At 45.0% G+C, this 15,766-nt stretch carries 8 protein-coding genes and 1 riboswitch; of the genes, 6 read left to right on the top strand and 2 right to left on the bottom strand.

The window, feature by feature from the left end:
• The first annotated feature begins 156 nt into the window (after positions 1 to 156).
• On the top strand, positions 157 to 2,292 hold the full coding sequence (locus RRU94_RS10580) for a 5'-nucleotidase C-terminal domain-containing protein (RefSeq protein WP_315694190.1): 2,136 nt from the start codon (positions 157 to 159) through the stop codon (positions 2,290 to 2,292).
• 158 nt (positions 2,293 to 2,450) lie between these two features.
• Positions 2,451 to 3,818: an aspartate kinase gene (locus tag RRU94_RS10585; RefSeq protein WP_315694191.1), complete on the top strand. Its 1,368-nt coding sequence runs from the start codon at positions 2,451 to 2,453 to the stop codon at positions 3,816 to 3,818.
• 92 nt (positions 3,819 to 3,910) lie between these two features.
• Here RRU94_RS10585 and RRU94_RS10590 read toward each other — a convergent pair whose 3' ends face one another.
• Positions 3,911 to 4,075: a hypothetical protein gene (locus RRU94_RS10590; protein ID WP_315694192.1), complete on the bottom strand. Its 165-nt coding sequence runs from the start codon at positions 4,073 to 4,075 to the stop codon at positions 3,911 to 3,913.
• A 156-nt stretch (positions 4,076 to 4,231) separates the two neighbouring features.
• Between RRU94_RS10590 and RRU94_RS10595 the strand changes: the two genes are divergently transcribed.
• The 3 genes from RRU94_RS10595 (at position 4,232) to RRU94_RS10605 (ending at position 9,209) form a co-directional block, all read left to right on the top strand.
• Positions 4,232 to 5,476, top strand: a complete 1,245-nt coding sequence (locus tag RRU94_RS10595) for an S-layer homology domain-containing protein (protein ID WP_315694193.1) — start codon at positions 4,232 to 4,234, stop codon at positions 5,474 to 5,476.
• 143 nt (positions 5,477 to 5,619) lie between these two features.
• Positions 5,620 to 5,790, top strand: a riboswitch (cobalamin riboswitch).
• A 140-nt stretch (positions 5,791 to 5,930) separates the two neighbouring features.
• Positions 5,931 to 8,156: a ribonucleoside-diphosphate reductase subunit alpha gene (locus RRU94_RS10600; RefSeq protein WP_315694195.1), complete on the top strand. Its 2,226-nt coding sequence runs from the start codon at positions 5,931 to 5,933 to the stop codon at positions 8,154 to 8,156.
• 12 nt (positions 8,157 to 8,168) lie between these two features.
• Positions 8,169 to 9,209, top strand: a complete 1,041-nt coding sequence (locus RRU94_RS10605; protein WP_315694196.1) for a ribonucleotide-diphosphate reductase subunit beta — start codon at positions 8,169 to 8,171, stop codon at positions 9,207 to 9,209.
• Between the two features lie 61 nt (positions 9,210 to 9,270).
• Here RRU94_RS10605 and RRU94_RS10610 read toward each other — a convergent pair.
• Positions 9,271 to 10,631, bottom strand: a protein-coding gene (locus tag RRU94_RS10610) for an IS3 family transposase (RefSeq protein ID WP_315690933.1) whose coding sequence is annotated in 2 segments (ribosomal slippage) — positions 9,271 to 10,175 and positions 10,175 to 10,631 — 1,362 coding nt in all. Because the reading frame shifts where the segments join, the coding sequence is not laid out codon by codon here.
• 173 nt (positions 10,632 to 10,804) lie between these two features.
• Between RRU94_RS10610 and RRU94_RS10615 the strand changes: the two genes are divergently transcribed.
• Entirely contained in the window at positions 10,805 to 15,745 is a 4,941-nt protein-coding gene (locus RRU94_RS10615) for a lamin tail domain-containing protein (RefSeq protein ID WP_315694198.1), read from the top strand.
• Positions 15,746 to 15,766: the final 21 nt, after the last annotated feature.

Below are 15,766 nucleotides of genomic sequence, written 5' to 3' on the forward strand. Positions count from 1 at the left end.
AGCAAGAAAACCGCCCCGGCTGATGTCGGGGCGGTTTTTTCAAATTATGAACGTAATGTAACGATTTGTTAAAGTTTTTGTAATATTCTTGTTTTTAGGTTAAAGATCACCTATCCTTTGAATTAAAGGTGTTTATTTTATAAGGGGGCAGGTTCATTGAAAAACAAACATAAGTTTATTGCAGCAGCGTCTGTGGCTTCTATTGGTGTATCTGCGGTTTCGGTTTCGGCTGCATCTGCTTTTACAGATGTACCGCCGCATTATGAGGAAGCGGTTCAATTTTTAACAGAAAACGATATTACAGCCGGCTATTCTGCAGGTAAGTTTGGCACGTCTATGTCCATCACACGCGTAGATGCGGCCATTCAATTGGCAAAGGCGCTTGGCTTTACAGAAGATGATACATATAAAGATGCAGGATTTACCGATGTACCAGAGCGGGGTCAATGGGCTGTAAATGCGCTGGCAGAAGCCGGGGTTACAGCAGGAAAAGCAAAAGGTAAATTCGGTGCGTTTGAACCCATCACGCGAGGCGAAGCTTCCTACTGGCTCGCGAATGCGTACGGGCTTGAAGTAAATGAAACGGTAACGGAGACGCCGTTTACGGATGTGAATGAACGCTTTGGCCCTTATGTAAACGCCCTTGTAGAATCTGGTCTTTCTCTCGGCAAAACGGATACCACTTTTGGCGCAGCGGACAGGCTGCTTCGGGGTGAATGGGCGTTATTCCTCCACCGCGGATCTCAGCTGCCGGAAGCATTCCTGCTTTCCCTTATCCACACGAACGATACACATGCACATATTGACAATGTTGCGCGCAAAGCAACGATTGTAGAAGCGCTGCGGGAAGAAAACCCGTCTTCTCTACTCGTTGATGCCGGCGACGTGTTTTCCGGCACCCTTTATTTCAACCAATTCAAAGGGCAGGCTGATCTTGATTTTATGAACATGCTCGGCTATGATGCCATGACCTTTGGAAACCACGAATTCGATCTTGGCACAGGGCCGCTGGCTGATTTTATCAAAAATGCGAAATTCCCATTTGTATCGGCGAACGTAAATGCGTCGGCGGATGCGAATCTTTCTTCTTTAATGAACGAAACGGTGACGGATGAACCCATGGACGGACGGGTATACAATGGCATTATTAAAGAAGTAGACGGCGAGAAAGTCGGCATTTTCGGATTGACAACAGCAGAAACAAAAACGATTTCATCTCCTGGCGACGATGTGGAGTTTGAAAACTATATTCAAGAAGCGAAAAAAGCGGTAGCGTCCTTTGAAGCAGAAGGGGTGGACAAAGTTGTAGCCCTGTCCCATATTGGCTTCCGGGATGGCGGCGGTGATAATGATGTCACGCTCGCAAAAGAAGTGGAAGGCATTGATGTGATTGTCGGCGGCCATACGCATGACAAGCTGAGCGAGCCGTATATTGATGAAACAGGAGCAGAGCCGACCGTTATTGTACAGGCCAATGAGTATAACAAGTTTGTCGGTACACTTGATGTGATCTTTGATGAAGAAGGAGCTATCACGGAGTACGCCGGCGAACTGATTGAAGTCGATCAGAAAAATGAAGACGGCACCTATGTGTTTGAAGAAAACGAAGAAGTGAAAAACCGGCTGGCATCCGCTTATACACTGGAAATTGAGAAAGTAAAAGCCCAGGTAGTAGGTTCAGCTGTAGTTGCTTTAGATGGCGAGCGGGCAAATGTGCGCACGAAGGAAACCAATCTTGGCAACCTCATGACGGATGCCATGCTCGCAAAAGCCAAGACAATTGATCCAGATACCGTCATTGCGCTTCAAAACGGCGGAGGAATCCGTGCATCGATCGATGCCGGAGACATTACAATGGAAGAAGTGCTTACCGTAATGCCGTTTGGCAACGCGCTTGCTATCATGGACTTAACAGGAGCAGAAATCAAAGCCGCGCTTGAACACAGCGTCAGCCTGGCGCCAGAACAAAACGGCGCGTTCCTGCAGGCGGCCGGCTTGAAGTTTACGTATGACTCCTCCAAAGCGGCAGGTTCCCGTGTAACATCGGTAGAAGTGAACGAAGGCGGCACATTTGTTCCGCTGGATGAAGCGAAAACATATGCTGTAGCAACAAACACCTTTACCGCAAAAGGCGGCGATAACTTTTCAATGTTTAAAACAGCGTACGACGAAGGCCGCGTGAGTGAGCCAGGCAACGTTGACTGGGAAACCTTTACCGATTATTTAAAAGCGAATCCGTCGGTTAACGCAGCGGTTGAAGGACGTATTACCGATACAAATTCAGCTCAATAAGGAAAGAACATGTCCGGGCCGCTTGTGAGCTCGGGCATTTTTCCCGTTTTCGCAACGAAATTCTGATTATTTCTTCTTTTTTCGTATGAACGGTGGTATAATTCTTTGGATAAAGCGCATTTTCGTCAAGGAATGCAAACCAGCAAGGAGTGGCAGACATGATCGTATGTAAATTTGGCGGCACATCCGTTGCCAGTGCAGAACAAATTAAAAAAGTAGCATCTATCGTAAAAGATGAACCGAAGCGAAAGGCGGTTGTTGTATCGGCACCCGGTAAACGTTTCAGCGAAGATACGAAAGTAACGGACCTGCTGATTGCGCTCGCGAATGCCTCTTTGCAAAAGCAAGATGCGGAAGCGGAACTTAAAGCCGTTGTTGACCGTTATGCAGACATCGCTCAAGGGCTCGGTCTTGATGATACGATTGTTTATATTATTGAAGAAGATTTGCGCGGCCGTTTAACAGAAAACCGCGATAACCCGCCGCTTTTCATGGATCAGCTGAAAGCAAGCGGAGAAGATAATAATGCAAAATTAATTGCTGCGTATTTTACAAGCATCGGATTAGATGCGGAGTATGTAAATCCGAAAGAAGCGGGCTTAATTGTAAGTGATGAGCCGGGCCGCGCACGTGCGCTTCCAGAAGCTTATGAAAACTTAGAAAAGCTTCGCGAAAACGGAAAGATTGTCGTATTCCCAGGCTTTTTCGGTTATACAAAAGAAGGCGTGATGATGACATTCGCCCGCGGTGGTTCGGATATTACCGGTTCAATTTTAGCCGCTGCCTTAAAAGCGGAGCTGTATGAAAACTTTACAGATGTTGATTCCGTTTTTGCAGCGAACCCGAATGTTGTGGACAATCCGGCTGAAATCAAACGGATGACATACCGTGAAATGCGCGAGTTGTCATATGCCGGCTTCTCTGTTTTCCATGATGAAGCCCTTATGCCTGCATTCCAGCATTCGGTGCCTGTTTGCATTAAAAATACAAACAACCCATCCGCACCGGGGACAATGATTGTAGCAGAGCGTGAATACACGAAAAATCCGGTTATTGGGATTGCAGCAGACACTGGATTTTCTACTTTGTACGTAAGCAAGTATTTGATGAACCGTGAAATCGGATTTGGCCGCCGTCTCCTTCAAATTTTAGAAGAAGAAGGTGTATCATATGAGCATACGCCATCTGGCATTGATGATTTGTCGGTTATTGTAAGAAGCCACCAGCTTACACCAGAAAAAGAAGAGCGCATTTTAGCTCGTTTCCGCAATGAACTGGATGTAGATAAAGCAAATGTGGAGCATGGGTTCGCGATGATTGTGCTTGTCGGAGAAGGTATGCATAATACACTTGGACTTTCTGCACGTGCCACATCGGCCATTTCCCGCGTTGGCGCAAACATTGAAATGATCAACCAGGGTTCTTCGGAAGTCAGCCTTGTGTTTGGTATTCAAGAAAAAGATACAAACAATGTATTGCGTGAGCTGTACAAAGAGTTTTTCAGCAAGAGTGCAGTTCTTCAATAAAAGAAATATTTAAAAACCCGCCAGCTGCTGGCGGGTTTTTTAGCTTGTCTACATGAAAAAAAGACCCTATGCAGGATCTTTTTTATGACGGATTAAAGTTTATCAAGAATGCTTTTGCCAGACATACGTGTTCTATGGGAATCACTGTATGATTTACGCAAATTGTTTGTTCCTAGGCGGTTTTTTACTTTCGGGTAAACGATTGGAGCGATAATAGCACCGTACTTGATCAGCTTTTTTAAATTCATTTCTGTCATCTCCGTTCTCAAATGTTCATTACATTACTATACCCATTTAAAGCATGTTGAAACAACGTTTTCATTATACCACATTTCCTTATTTTTTCTAAGAAGTTCGCACGTATTGCTTCTTCACATGGTAAAATGGATAAAACGAGTGCGGGAGGAAAAAAAGTGAAAAAATACATATCAGCCCTTTCAGCCGGTGTATTGGGCATGGGCATTTTTCTTGTGCCGCCAGCAGACGCAGCTGCTTCGAAAATAGACTATGTCGCTTTCGGTGATTCTATTGCGGCCGGCCAAACGCCTTATAAAGTGCCGGTTGGAACGAGTTACACCGATTTAATTGCGGCGGAGCTGAAGGAAGAAGGCGTACTCTCTTCTTTTACGAAAGAATTTGCCGTTTCCGGTGAAACGAGCGCCCAGTTTTTAGCGAAGCTCTCTTTAACGGATGTACAGGAGGCGATTCGGCAGGCAGAACTGATTACGATCTCAACAGGTGCCAATGATCTGCTTCAATTAGCGCTTGCCGGAAATACAGATCCCATTAAGCTGTTAGAAGCAGTCGCGCAAGTGGACCGAAATCTCACAGCCGGTATTGGGCAAATTAAAGCATTGAATCCAACGGTCGATGTGTATGTGACAGGCTATTATTTTCCGTTTCCACGTATGGAAGAAGGACAGCAAAAAGATCACTTAAAAGAATTTTTTACACTTTTTAATACGCAATTAAAAACGACCGCTCAAAAACAATCCGCAACGTTTGTTGATGCCTCTGCCCAGTTCGGTGAAGAGTATTTGCCAAACCCGAGCGATATTCATCCGAATACAGCAGGTTATCAGCTGATTGCCAATCAATTTTTTGCGGTTTGGAAAGGAGCAGCGGACTCGGACCCGTTTTCTGATATTGTCGCTGTCGGTTCTCAAGCACGCCTGGCGATTATGAAACTGGCCGAGAATGGTATTATTAAAGGAAATGCGGATGGTACGTTTGCACCTAAAAGCCAGATTACCAGGGCGGAAGCCGCGATTATTTTAGCGCGTATTCTTGGCAAAACGGAAGCGGCGCCGAATCCAGGGTTTTCAGATGTTTCTACGCATATGAAATCTTACAGCGCGATTGCACAGCTTACTGAAGCAGGCGTTTTTGCGAAAGCGCCGAAATTCAATCCGAATCAGCCGCTTACACGGGCCCAGTTAGCACGTATATTAACAAAAGCATTGAATCTGAAAGCAGGTGTGCCTGCCGCTTTCACAGACGTTCCGGCTTCCCACTGGGCAAAGAATGAAATTGATGCTGTTTACGCAAACGGCCTGATGACCGGCGGTACCTCTGCTAGATTTCTTCCAGAAGCAGGCATTACCCGTGAACAATTTGCGATGACTATTTTTAATGTGTGGAGCAGCAAGCAGCCATAACAGCCCAAAGAACTGCCAGGCGGCGGCAGTTCTTTTCTTTTGCACGAATAGATAAAGAATACAGAAGATTTCGAGCCGTTTTTTTAACTGTACATCTAGGATACAATATGCTAGTATTTACAACGTGAACAAACACAATATATAGTATGCGATGGAAAATAGGTACCAGTAATGGTGTAAAGGGAATCCGGTTGGATGCCGGAGCTGTCCCCGCAACTGTAAGTGCAGACGAATGCCGGGCCACTGCGAAAGCGGGAAGGCGGCAGGAGGAGGACGCACGAGCCAGGAAACCTGCCTGTTTTTCTGTAAGCACCACTTTCTTCGGGGGCTGAGAGGTGAAGATGGCAAAACTCTGCCATTTTTCACGTTTACCCACCTAGAGCGCGGACTCAGTCGAAAAAACTTGAGCGATCGCTCTTTTTATTTTGCTCATATTAAAAGGAGGACATACTTCATGACCATAACTACTGCTTCAGGCATTGATCAACTTTTACATACGCTGACAACTGAATTCGGCGAAGAAAAAATCGGACCGCTTCTCCGCGCAAGCGAGCGCTGGACGGCAAAGCGCCCGGATGCGGATATGGATGCCTGGTCGAAAGCTATGACGCTTGAAGCGCTCAGCTTTATGGATGAAGAAGAGCCATATTGGACGTTTGTAGCGGCACGTATTTATCTGCACCAAACATACCGTGCGATTGCAGCAAAAAGAGGCGTAGAAGCCAAAGACGTTTATACGGCTTTTGCTGACTATCTTCACCGCGAAACGGAAAAAGGACTTTATGATAACCATCTGATCGAAGCTTATACAAAAGAAGAGCTTGAGGAAATCGGCAAGCTTATTCAACCAGAACGCGACCAGCTGTTTACATACATTGGACTTAAGATGCTGATGGACCGCTATGTGGTTCGTGATTTTGATAAAACACCAGTTGAGCTTCCACAGGAACGCTGGCTGACGATTGCCATGACGCTTATGAAAAACGAAACAGAGAACCGTCTGGCGAAAATTGCTGAATCTTACTGGGCAATGAGCAACTTATACATGACCGTAGCAACACCAACGTTGTCAAATGCGGGTAAACCGTACGGCCAGCTTTCAAGCTGCTTTATTGATACAGTGGACGACAGCCTGCAGGGCATTTACGACAGCAACACAGATGTTGCGACGTTATCTAAATACGGCGGCGGCATCGGCGTTTACATGGGTAAAGTACGCAGCCGCGGTTCTTCTATCCGTGGATTCAAAGGCGCATCAAGCGGTGTTCTTCCATGGATTAAGCAGTTGAACAACACAGCGGTCAGCGTTGACCAGCTTGGCCAGCGCCAGGGTGCGATAGCGGTCTACTTGGACGTTTGGCACAAAGACGTTTTTGCTTTCCTTGATTTGAAATTAAACAACGGTGACGAGCGTCTTCGTGCGCATGATATTTTCACAGGCGTATGTCTTCCAGACTTGTTTATGGAAAAAGTAGATGCGCGTGAAGAGTGGCACTTGTTTGATCCGCATGAAGTTCGCACAGTTATGGGCTTCTCGCTTGAAGACTTCTATGATGAGTCGCGCGGCAAAGGCTCATTCCGTGAAAAATATGAGCAGTGCGTACAAAACGAGCAGCTTTCCCGTGAAACGGTACAGGCGATCGACATTATGAAACGCATTATGCGCTCGCAGCTTGAAACAGGCGTACCGTTTATGTTCTATCGTGATGAAGTAAACCGCCGCAACCCGAACAAGCATGAAGGTATGGTTTATTCTAGTAACCTGTGTACAGAAATCTTCCAAAATATGAGTGCAACAGAATTCCAATCTATTCAGCTTGAAGACGATGTGATTGTAACGCGCAAAAAGCCAGGTGACTTTGTTGTATGTAACTTGTCTTCTATCAACCTTGGTAAAGCAGTGCCGGCAGATGTATTGGAGCGCTTGATTCGCGTACAGGTGCGCATGCTGGATAACGTTATTGATTTAAACATGATTCCAGTACCGCAGGCAGAACGGACAAACAGCCGTTACCGCGGCATCGGTCTTGGTACATTCGGCTGGCATCACCTGCTGGCGCTGAAAAACATCCGCTGGGAATCAGACGAAGCTGTTCAGTATGCAGATGAGCTGTACGGAACCATTGCCCGTTTGACGATTCAAGCGTCTATGGAACTGGCAAAAGAAAAAGGGGCTTACCCATTATTTGAAGGATCTGACTGGCAGACAGGTGCTTATTTTGATGCACGCGGCTATGAAGGAGACGAGTGGGAAGCACTTCGTAAAGAGGTACGGGAAAACGGTATGCGTAACGGCTACTTAATGGCCGTCGCACCAAACTCGTCTACATCGATCATTGCCGGAAGCACAGCGAGTATCGATCCGATTTTCCAAAAGAGTTACTCTGAGGAAAAGAAAGATTATAAAATTCCTGTAACAGTACCAGATTTAAACGCGGAAACAACATGGTTCTACAAATCCGCTTACTTTATCGACCAGCACTGGACACTGCGCCAAAACGCTGCGCGCCAGCGCCACATTGACCAGGGTGTTTCGCTGAACCTATACGTGCAAAACACTATTAAAGCGAAAGAATTGCTTGATCTGCACCTAGCTGGCTGGAAACAAGGATTAAAAACAACATATTATGTTCGTTCAACATCTGTGGAACTACTTGAGTGCGAATCTTGCTCAAGCTAAGGAGAGAACACCATGACACTTATTGAAAAACGAAAATTAATGGATAAAGAAGCGCCAAACCGTTCAACGGCCATTGTAAATGGCCGTTCATCCAACGTTTTAAACTGGGATGACGTTAAGTTTGACTGGGCGTATCCAAAGTACAAGCGGATGCTTGGGAATTTCTGGACACCGTTTGAAATTAACATGAGCAATGACGTAAAACAATTTCCAAATCTCCAAGACAGCGAGCGGGAAGCGTTTTTGAAAATTATCGGCCTGCTTGCTCTCTTAGACAGCATTCAAACAGACTATGCCGGGAAAGTAGCGGACTACTTAACGGATTCAAGCCTGCAGGCGCTGATGATTATTTTGGCGCAGCAGGAGGTTATTCATAACCATTCTTACTCTTACGTACTGTCCAGCCTTGTTCAGAAATCAAAGCAGGACGAAGTATTCGATTACTGGCGCAGTGAGCCGGTTCTTGAAAAACGCAATGACTTTATCGTAAAAGGTTATCAGTCCTTTGCGGAAAACCCAACCGTGGAAAATATGCTGGAGTCAATCGTACACGATGTCATTTTGGAAGGCTTGTTTTTCTATTCAGGCTTTGCATTCTTTTATCACCTGGCGCGCCACCAGAAAATGGTCGCTTCAAGCACAATGATTAACTATATTAATCGTGACGAACAGCTTCACGTCGACTTGTTCGTGAAAATCTACCAGGAACTTTTAAATGAATATCCGGAGTTGGATACACCGGACCGCGCAGAAAAAGTACAGGCGATTTTCAAAGAAGCGGCTGAGCTCGAAGTGGAATGGGCACGTGAAGTCATTGGAGATAAAATTGACGGGCTTGATGTAGAAGATGTAGAAGCGTACATCTACTTTTACGCTAATGTGCGCTGCGCACAGCTTGGCTATGAAAAGCCATATCCGGATTACCGCAAAAATCCACTTAAATGGATTAAAGCATACGAAGATGTGGATTTGGGTAAAACGGATTTCTTTGAACAGCGTTCGCGCCAATACGTAAAAGTAAACGTGCAGGATAACGGGTTCGACGAACTATAATAGATGAATAAAAAGCTTCTGCCTGAGAAATGATCTGACCCAATAAAGTTAGACAAAAAGTTTAGGCAGCTTCCAAGACCTGAGTCCGGTATTCTATTGGACTTAGGTCATTTAATTTTGCCTTCATTCGTTTGTGATTGTAATAATAAATATACTCTTCTAATTCTCGTTCAAAATGTTCCATACTCTCAAACTCTTGTAAGTAAAGAAGTTCTGATTTTAATAAGCCAAAGAAATTTTCCATGACTGCGTTGTCTAAACAATTTCCCTTACGGGACATGCTTTGACGAATACCATATTCTTTTAATTTTTTTTGGTATTTGGCCATCTGATAATGCCAGCCTTGATCTGAATGAAGGATGACCTTATCTTCAGGCTGTATTCGCTTCACTGCTTCTTCTAACATCTCTTCAACCAGTGAATAAACAGGACGTTTCATCACTTTATACGCAATAATTTCCCCATTACATAAGTCTAGAACAGGAGATAAAAATCGTTTTTCTCCAAACAAGTGAAATTCCGTTACATCGGTTACCCATTTTTCATTCATGTTTTCTGTGCTGAAATCGCGATTCAGTATGTTGGGGGCGATTTTACCTACTTTTCCACGATATGAACGGTATTTTTTCATACGCACTTCACATTTTAAGCCCATCTCATTCATTAAGCGATGAATGGTCTTTGGGTCATGGTGAATGTGCCTTTTCGTTAATTCTTTGTGAATACGGCGGTAGCCATAACGACCTTTATGTTCATGATAAACGGCCTCAATGACCTCTTTTACACTCACATATTTATCTTCTCGATTTAATTGTTTTTCCCAGTAATAATATGTACTGCGTGGAATGTCAGCGACTTTAACTAATTCCACGATATCAAATTCATTCTTTAGCTCAAAAATTACTTGCGCTTTGACTTTGTTTGTAATTTTTCCTGTCCTTGAACTAAAGCGTTCAACTTTTTTAAGTAGGCGTTCTCCATGCGTAAACGCTCATTTTCAGCCTGAAGAGCCTCCATTGATCCTTCAACTGGTAATTGTTTTTTAACAGTAGATTTTGTTTCTTTTTTCATGAATGATCGCCCCTTTTTCTTTGGATACAGGGCATCCATTCCTCCAGTCTCAAATAACTTTCGCCAGTTTCGGATCAAGCCTGGTGAAGAAATATTGAAAATGGCAGCTGCGTCATAAGAGGATGTACCCGTGTCTTTCATATACTTGAGTACATTAAGTTTAAACTCCACAGAATAGCTTGTATAGGATTTTAAAAACCCTTCTGCACCGAATTGTTCATAAAGACGAATCCATCCACTTAAGATTGGAGAACTGACTCCGGCTTCTTCAGCAATTGTATAAATACTTTCATTTCTTTTTAAATACCTTAATACAATTTGAATCTTTTCTTCCATTGTAAATTTGGCCATAAAAACACCCCGTAAATGTTAGTTTGGTGTCTAACATTTACGGGGCAGTTCAAAATCGGGCGGAAGCTTTTTTATTGACTTCTTTACATGATTTTTACACTTTATTTATATCCTCCATATATTCTTTCGCTACACTGACAAGAGATGTTTATTTAGAGGAGGATCAAGCATTCATGAAAAGAAAGTCTTTTTATTCACTTGTGCTCGCCAGCAGTTTATCCGTTTCATCTCTTGTGACGCCGCCACTTGCTGCTTATGCAGAAGAAACGCCTTTTGCGCAAGCGGTTACAGTATCACCTGTCCTCATTACAGAGCTGCTGCCGAACAGTGACAACCTGAACGGATCAGACGCCTATGAATTTATTGAGCTGTACAATAACAGTACCCAGCCGTTTAGCTTAAAGAATTATAAACTGGTTTACGGCTATCCAGACGGAACAACAGCCGATTGGGTATTTAAAGAAGACAAAGAGATTGCGCCTGGCGAAACGATAGTCGTTTGGGTAAAGCTTGAAAACAAAGCAAACGAGTCTCTTACATTAGCGGACTTTAATGCCGAATTCGGCACTTCTTTAACAGATGCACAGTTTACATACATAGAATCTGCCGGAATGGCAAATGGCTCTGAGCGAAGCCTGTCAGTTGCAGACATGGCAGGCAACTTGTTAACAACCGCTGCTTATACACCAAATGAAGTGGAATTAAACAAAGGAATTCAATTTAAGCCAAATGCGGACGGCAGAACGATGGACGTCTTGACTTCTTCAGAACCCGCAACGCCGGGTATGCTTATAGAAGGGCAAAGGCCGGAAGCTCCAATCGAAGTAGATACGGTAAAGCCGGTTATTACCCATACGCCGGTGGAATCGGTTGAAGCCGGTCAAGATATCGTGATCCGCGCTTCTGTCACAGATGAAACAAAACTGGACAGTGTGAAGGTATTGTATCAGCCGTTAGCAGGCGGTGACTGGCTTGAAACGGATATGACAGCGGGAGAAGACGGATCATATGAAACGGTTATTGAAGCGTCTCAGCTTTTATCAGACCGCTTCACGTATCGGATTGAAGCGTTTGACGGCCAAAACAGGGCACAGACAGAAGACATTACTATTCAAGCAGCGGGACTGGATTACGATCCGCAGGCTGTCCCGGATCTGCTTGTAACCGAGATTGTGCCGGATTCAGCGAACATAGACGGCCTTGATGGCTATGAATTTATTGAAGTATATAACAATACGGATAAACCTATTAATTTAAAAGACTATACCATCCGCTACCGGTATCCGGCTGACGGGTCGGAAGGAGACTTGATCTGGAGAGCAGACAAAGAAGACCTGGTGCTGTCGTCTGGGGAAACGATGACGTACTGGATTAAAAACAGTACAAATCAATCCAAAACCGTTGCCGACTTTAATGCTCATTATGGAACAAACCTGGAAGAAAACAAAAACATTGTCCAGGTTCAAGCAGACGGCATGGCAAACGGAAGTGCCCGGGTCATCTCCATCGCAACAAACACGGGGTTCGACGTTTCAACGGCGGCTTATTTAGATCAGCCGAATGTGGATGACACGGTAGCGGACAAAGGTATTTTGTACTCGTTCCCGCGTGAGGCGGGAAGCAGGGAAATGTATAAATACAGTGCCGGGAAAGAAGCGGCTGCACCCGGAACTGTCGAAGCGGCCCAGGTTCCTGCGCTAAAAAAGAAAACGGCGTTAGACGAAACGGAACCTGTGGTAACAGACTTAACAGAAACAGCGCCGATTTCAGCCCGGCAAAATGTAACGCTGTCATTTGATGCTACAGATGATCAATCCGTTAAAACGATGCGCTTGTTTTACAAAACAAGCGAAACGGATGAATATAAGTCGGTCGATTTAACCGAGAACTTTGATACCGGTTTGTTTTCCCAAACCGTGTATTCACCTGATCTGCTCGGCAAAGAAAGCCTGCAGTACTATGTGAAAGCATCCGATGGAACGAACGAAATCGAGACAGATGTGAAAACGATCCAAATTGAAAATGATATAAGCGCAGAAACAGGCTTGAATGTAGAAGATGGTTCGCTGCTCAGCAAAACGGCTGTGATCAAATCATTTGGCAAGGAGTCCACGCTTTCTGTTGACGGACGGGATGTGACAGGTGAAACAGAACCTTCTCTGCCGGCACACGCTTACTTTGCGTTTGATGCTAAAAAAGTGAATTTGTATTTTAAAAACGGTGTAACGATCGGCGACGAAACACTGCATATTTTTGATGATACGATCAATACGTATGAAACAATTACCTTGCCGGTTGACCCTTCCCAGTTTAAGCAGGGAGAAGGAACGACGATGTCTATCCGTGCGGGCACAAAGGTATCTCCATTTGATATGAATTCCGAAGAAAACCGGGATGATTTTTATGTGAAAAATGTGCGTCTCGTGCTTGAAGACGGTACGACACTGTATGATCCGGCTTACAGCGACGCAGCTAAAGAAATTTCAGTCGGTGACGGAGCAAGTGCCAAGCCGGTTGTGGATTTTACCTTTGATGTGCCGGATGAAGCATTTACCGCGAAAGCTTACCAGTGGGATACAACAGCAGTGGAAGACGGCCCTCATCTCATCGAATCTTCTTCTGCTCGTGCAGAAGTTCAAGTAGATAACAGCGCTCCTGTTATTATTCCTTCAGTTGAAGAAAATCGGGAATATAAAGGAGAATTTACGATTAATGCAGAAGCAGAGGATGCTTCCGATGTGGAAACATTAACAGCCCATCTGGATGGCGAAGAAATTTCTCTTCCACTCGAAACGTCATCAGCAAAGCTGTCTCCGGGAGCGCATACTGTTCAATTTAAAGCAGTGGACCGGGCCGGCAACGAAGCCGAAAAATCAGTTGCTTTTACGGTAGTGGAAGAGCAGCCATATGCGCCGGAAGCGGTAACACCTGCAGACGGACAGACAAATGTAAATGCGAATAACGCGAGCCTTGAGGTAAAAGTCACCGATCCGACGAAGGATACACTCGACGTGGAATTTTATCGCGGCTATGAGTACGCAGCAAATGATGCCGGCGTGCGTGTATTCCAAAACAATGCGGATCAGGAGCCGCCGAAAGAACTGGCGCCAGCGGGTGAATCGGCTGTTTTGGATACCGATAAAATGGCAAAGGCGGACGGCCAGTATGTAGAAACAAAGTCTGTTGAGAAATTTCCTTATCACCGCTTTGAAGTCGCCGTGGATGAAGAAGTAGATGAAACAGACGAAATTGCGCTTCATTGGGAAGGAAAATCATTAATCGGCCGGAAAGTGTCCATGTATGTATGGAACTATACTGCTTCCAAATGGGAGCTTGAAGAATGGAAAGTGGCGGAAGATGACCAAAACTTCACCCTGACCGGACATGTAAAAGGGCTTGAGTACGTAAAAGGCGGCAAGGTGCAGGTAATGGTGCAGGACGAGATTGCTTCTACGCCGGAATTTGATTATTCATTTGTTTGGATGTCAGACACCCAGTATTATTCGGAAAGCTATCCGCATATTTTTGACCGCATGACCAAGTGGGTTGCAGAACAAAAAGAAGCGCTGAACTTAAAGTATGTGTTCCATACAGGTGATCTTGTCGATGAAGCGAATCAGCCGTATCAATGGGAGCGTGCGGATACGTATATGAAAACACTTGATAACGCAAAAGTTCCATATGGTGTTCTCGCCGGCAATCACGATGTCGGCCATAAAACAGGCGATTACAACGAGTACAGCAAGTATTTCGGGGAAGCAAGGTTTGCCGGGAAGGATTATTACGGTGAGTCCTATAAAGATAACCGGGGCCATTACGACTTAATCAGCTCGAACGGCAATGATTTTATTATGCTTTATATGGGCTGGGGTGTGAACGAGGAAGATATTGCCTGGATGAACAAAGTGCTGGCCGAGCATCCGGATCGAAAAGCAATTGTAAGCTTCCATGAGTATTTGCTTGTGTCAGGCAACCGCAGCCCGATTGGCGACAAAGTGTTTGAGGAAGTGGTAAAGCCGAATAAAAATGTTGTAGCAGTTCTATCCGGCCATTATCACGACAGTGAGACACTGGTAGATCAAATTGATGATAACGGCGATGGCACACCGGACAGAAGTGTATACCAAATGCTGGCCGACTATCAGGGCGGGCCGGAAGGCGGACAAGGCTTCCTTCGTTTAATGAAAGTAAATCCGATCCAAAACAAAATCTATTTACAGACGTATTCACCTTACCTCGATCAGTTCAACTATTACAGTCCGGTCGACTATCCGGGCAAGGACGAATTTGCGATTGACGTAGATTTAACACCAAAAGAAAAAGTGGTCGCAACAGATTCCTTTAAAGCGGAAGTGTACACAGACCAAAAAATCGGCTCGCAATCCGGCATAAAAGATGGTGAAACAGCAACAACCTCCTGGAAAGACCTGCAACGTTCAACCGAGCATGGCTGGTATGTGAAAGTAAAAGATTCATTTGGCGGAGAAGCCCAGTCGGATATTTGGTCGTTTACAACTGGCTCACAAGGCAGCGGAAATGAAGAAGGTGGCACGCCAGCGCCGCCGGCATCAGATCTGCCGGTTGTAGAGGTGACCGATTCGATGATCGAAAAAGGGCAGCAGCACTGGACGTTAACTGCAGATCAAGAAAGTGTTGAATGGAGACTGCCGTTGTCCATTATCAATTCCGCTGTTCAATCAGCGAAGCCGATTTTTATGCAGACAGCTGAAGGCAACGGTGTGCTTATTCCGGAGAAAGTTCTTCTTCAACTGCAGGCAGCTGGACAGGAAACGGTCTCTGTTTCATTAAATACGCTTCAGGCAAAAGATGTTTCACTCCCGCCTGGGCAGGTACAAAGCAGTGTGCTCGACATAGCGATCAAGGCAGGGGAGCATGCAGTTGTATCATTGGACGCTCTAGTCGAAATAAAATTGAAATTAAAAAAAGCTGTCAAAGTGGGTAAAACAAATGGTGCTTTTTACAATGAAGCAGTGAAACAATGGGAGCCCGCCGGCGGGCATGAGGAAAATGGATATTGGATTCTGCCAGCTTCCCAGCTCTCCACTTTTACCGTTTTGTCTGACAATGTGATGAAAGCCAAAAAGGGAAAATAAACAAAACGCCGGAGCTTTTGC

Origin of the sequence: Domibacillus sp. DTU_2020_1001157_1_SI_ALB_TIR_016 (genome assembly GCF_032341995.1) — a bacterium.
Taxonomy (GTDB): Bacteria; Bacillota; Bacilli; order Bacillales; family Domibacillaceae; genus Domibacillus; species Domibacillus indicus_A.